Annotated in this window: 3 protein-coding genes; all 3 read right to left on the reverse strand. The window is 41.6% G+C overall.

Going from position 1 to position 1,032, the window contains the following annotated elements; translation table 11 throughout:
* Positions 1-425, reverse strand: a 425-nt coding sequence (locus AABK37_RS41495; RefSeq protein ID WP_432557197.1) for an IS630 family transposase, incomplete at its 3' end; no start/stop codon positions are given.
* 50 nt (positions 426-475) lie between these two features.
* Positions 476-739 carry a winged helix-turn-helix domain-containing protein gene (locus AABK37_RS41500; RefSeq protein ID WP_432557198.1) on the reverse strand — a complete coding sequence of 88 codons (264 nt, stop codon included), beginning with the start codon at positions 737-739 and terminating at the stop codon, positions 476-478.
* A 28-nt stretch (positions 740-767) separates the two neighbouring features.
* Entirely contained in the window at positions 768-974 is a 207-nt protein-coding gene (locus AABK37_RS41505) for a hypothetical protein (RefSeq protein ID WP_432557199.1), read from the reverse strand.
* Positions 975-1,032 lie beyond the last annotated feature (58 nt).

Here is a 1,032-nt window from a genome sequence, read left to right on the forward strand (position 1 = left end):
TCAGCCAATTTCTGACGCAACTGGGCAAGGGTTTGATAATTTTGCCATCGCAGTTTATTTTTAAGAAACTGCCAAAACCTCTCAATTGGGTTCAATTCTGGAGAGTGGGGTGGTTGGAAAATAGGTATAATATTTTCTGGACAATCAAGAGTTTTAACTGTATGGAAAGAGCCTTGGTCAAACTGGATAACTGCAACATCCTCGCCAATATCTGCCGACAGCAACTCTAAAAACCTCTGGAAACAATCTCCGTCAAGATGAGAAAACTCGTAGAAAAAGCTGTACCCACTTAGAGGTTCGACGACACCGTACAAGTAAAAATTATCACGTTGCCACTGGTTTAAACCTATGGGCTTTACGCCCGCAGCAGTAATCAAACGTCCCGTAATCGTTTTTAATCCCAAGCGGGTTTCGTCTTGGCACATGTACCTAAGCCGCTTACCTAACCCAAATTCATCTTGTAAAAATTTGAGTGCTAGAGGAAGTTTTTTTTAAAATGAGATAAGCTTTCTGGATGCTGTTTGGTGCTTTTGGGACGAGGAACTTTTAGTTTGGCACCCAGAGAATAGCGAACAAGCTGATAAACTGTTTTGTAGGCGATCGTTAGTCCTAGTTCGTTCTCAAGCCATTGTTGAATCTCACTATAGCTGTGAAATCCAAGTGGCTCCTGCAATCGCTGTTTCAACCGTTCCAAATTTTCTCCACTAACTATAGACTTTTTACCAGGTGCATGTTTCACACATAGCAATCCACTTCGTCCCTCGTCTTTATACTTTCGTAAACCTTCGAGTTATGGTTGCTTCATCCCGTCCTAAACGTTTTGCGATCGCACTCCGAGTTGTGACTTGACTACTTTTGAGCCAATAGAGCATTTGTAATCGCTCTTTAGTGCTTGCCTGCGTCGCATATTTAACGGCTTTTTCTAATTCTTCAAGGCTTTCTTTAATCTCGACTTGCAATCTTAAACCCATCACATTTAAACCAAACGCACCCTTGTTCTTAATTTAGCGCAGCTTCATGCAGAAATGGTAT

Source organism: Tolypothrix sp. VBCCA 56010, assembly GCF_050875635.1.
Taxonomy (GTDB): Bacteria; Cyanobacteriota; Cyanobacteriia; order Cyanobacteriales; family Nostocaceae; genus Hassallia.